This window comes from Hydrocoleum sp. CS-953 (genome assembly GCF_002260545.1).
GTDB lineage: Bacteria > Cyanobacteriota > Cyanobacteriia > Cyanobacteriales > Microcoleaceae > Trichodesmium.
This window is the reverse complement of sequence record NZ_LGSU01000159.1, coordinates 1-2,305: the sequence shown is the minus strand read 5'-3', so window position 1 is coordinate 2,305 and position 2,305 is coordinate 1. Positions and strand designations below refer to the sequence as shown.

The 2,305-nt window shown below is 34.0% G+C and carries 2 protein-coding genes; both read right to left on the bottom strand.

Annotated elements, in window-relative coordinates; genetic code table 11:
• Positions 1 to 176 precede the first annotated feature (176 nt).
• Positions 177 to 320, bottom strand: a complete 144-nt coding sequence (locus AFK68_RS36125; protein ID WP_168186275.1) for a hypothetical protein — start codon at positions 318 to 320, stop codon at positions 177 to 179.
• Positions 321 to 388: 68 nt separating this feature from the next.
• Entirely contained in the window at positions 389 to 1,594 is a 1,206-nt protein-coding gene (locus AFK68_RS01230) for a glycine betaine/L-proline ABC transporter ATP-binding protein (protein ID WP_094670994.1), read from the bottom strand.
• Between the last annotated feature and the right edge of the window lie 711 nt (positions 1,595 to 2,305).

Sequence of the window (2,305 nt, the reverse complement as noted above, 5' to 3'; positions counted from 1 at the left end):
GTTGCTCCAAACTTTTTAGTACATCAACTGTTTCTACCATAACTTCAAATTCTTTTTTTGTGGTTCACAACCACTAGGAAAAACCCTTGTTTTTCAAGGTTATTTCAGTTATCAGTTATTAGTTATTAGTTGTCAGTACCTCTAGCTAAAGAAAATCAAAAATATTCTCTAGATAACTATAAATATTCACTATTACTTGAATCATAATTTTTATTTAGTTGCACCTGAATTGTAATTACATAAATAGCTTTTATCATGTCTTTAAATTCTTTTTTTGTAGTTAACCTCTCCTTGAAAAAAACCTTGTTGGTTAAAGTCATTTTAGTTCTCAGTTATCAGTACCTCTAGCTACAAAAAGTCAGAAATATGCTCTAGAAAACTATAATTATCAAATATTCGTTTTCTCCAAATTTATACTTGGTCGCCCCAAAGTTGTCAGTACATCAACCGCTTCTACCATACCTTGAAATTCTTTTTTGTCGTTAACAACCGCTAGGGGAAATCCTTGTTTATAAAGGTAAAAAATATCCTCTAGATGAGCAGAAATATCAATTCTTGGAAAGTCAGTTTCCATTATAGTTGTAATATCTTCCTCTCCCTGTTTAAGACTCCCTTCCAAATGGTGTTTTTTCACCAAACCAATAGGTTTATTGTACTCATCGACTACATAGAGAACTTGGAGCTTATGGTTTAACATTTGCTCCAAAGCAGAGCTAATAGAATATTGACCAATTTTCAGAGAAACTGTTTTACTAATAACCGAACCTACGCTAATAACTTGGGCAGAATTTACCTCTTCAGTAAAAGCCTTAATATAATCATTTTTGGGATTAGTGACTAATTCTTCAGGAGTCCCCAATTGGACAATTGCCCCATCTTTCATAACAGCAATACGATCGCCCAATTTCAAACCTTCTTGCATATCATGGCTAATAAATACTATAGTTTTATGCAATTCTTTCTGGAGTCGCAACAATTCATCTTGCATCTCTCCCCTCGTCAAGGGATCGAGGGCGCTAAAAGCTTCATCCATCAATAAAATATCTGCATCAGTAGCCAAAGCACGAGCTAAACCCACCCGTTGCTGCATCCCCCCACTCAAAGAAGTAGGTTGATAATTTGCCCATTTCTCTAAACCCACAACTTCTAATGTTTCTAAAGCTTTCTGACGACGATGAGTTGGTTCAACCCCCCGCACCTTTAGTCCATACTCTACATTTTCCGCTACTGTTTTGTGAGGAAACAACCCAAAGCGCTGAAATACCATCGAAATTTTATTCAGTCGTATTTCTCGCATCCTTTTCTCATCAACATGAGCAACATCTTCACCATCAATATAAATATGTCCACTCGTAGGATTAATTAGACGATTAATACAGCGAACTAGGGTAGATTTTCCCGAACCGGACAACCCCATTACCACAAATAATTCCCCTTTACCAATCTCAAGAGATACATCAGCTAATCCCAAAACATTACCTGTAGACTGTAATATCTCGTCTCTGGTTTTTCCATCCCGAAATAATTTAAGAGCCGCAAGATGTTTTTTGCCGTAAATTTTAATTAGATTTTCTATAATTATTTTGGCAGTCATACCTTTACCTTATAAATAATAATTTACAGCTTTTTTCTGGTTAGCAAAGTACATTTTTAAACCTCATTTTATCCTTTTAAAGAGATATTTATAGGCGATATATTTGGTGCTTTACTGAATAATTAATAGTTAATAATTAATTATTAGGAGTTGATCTTCAATTAATTAGGGCTTACTGATTAAATATATAGCAATTCCCAAGAAGCGTGAGGTACAAAATTCTTGGGTTTTAGGGAACAGGGAATAGGGAATAGGGAATAGGGAACAGGGAATAGGGAATAGAATACAATATAAAGATAGATGTACCTCATTATACTGAGAAACGCTATAAAAGAATTTACAGATATGGGTTTGAGCAATTTTAAGTCTTTAACAAAGTATCAGTTTTTTAGCTATTCATGCTCAAAAAGTTAGGATTTTCAGTTGACTTATGGCTGAAAATTTAAGGGATAATTTCTCCTTCTGCCTCCTCTAAATTACCCATTTCTCCTGACTGCTGACTCCTACCCTCACCCATAATACTTTTGAGCGCAAACCCTAATTATTCATTCAATAATTCACGCCTTGAAGCCTCCCATTATAATTAATAATTTACACCCCATAAATAAGCATGAGATAGTCTTTTCTAAATTATGAATCTTCCAGTTTAGATAATTATTAATTGTTAATTTTTAATTGCTGAATAGACAAATAACCGCCATAACATATAAT

Coding starts and splice junctions, on each gene's coding strand:
- AFK68_RS01230 (WP_094670994.1), bottom strand. CDS start 1,594: ATGACTGCCAAAATAATTATAGAAAATCTAATTAAAATTTACGGCAAA.
- AFK68_RS36125 (WP_168186275.1), bottom strand. CDS start 320: ATGACTTTAACCAACAAGGTTTTTTTCAAGGAGAGGTTAACTACAAAA.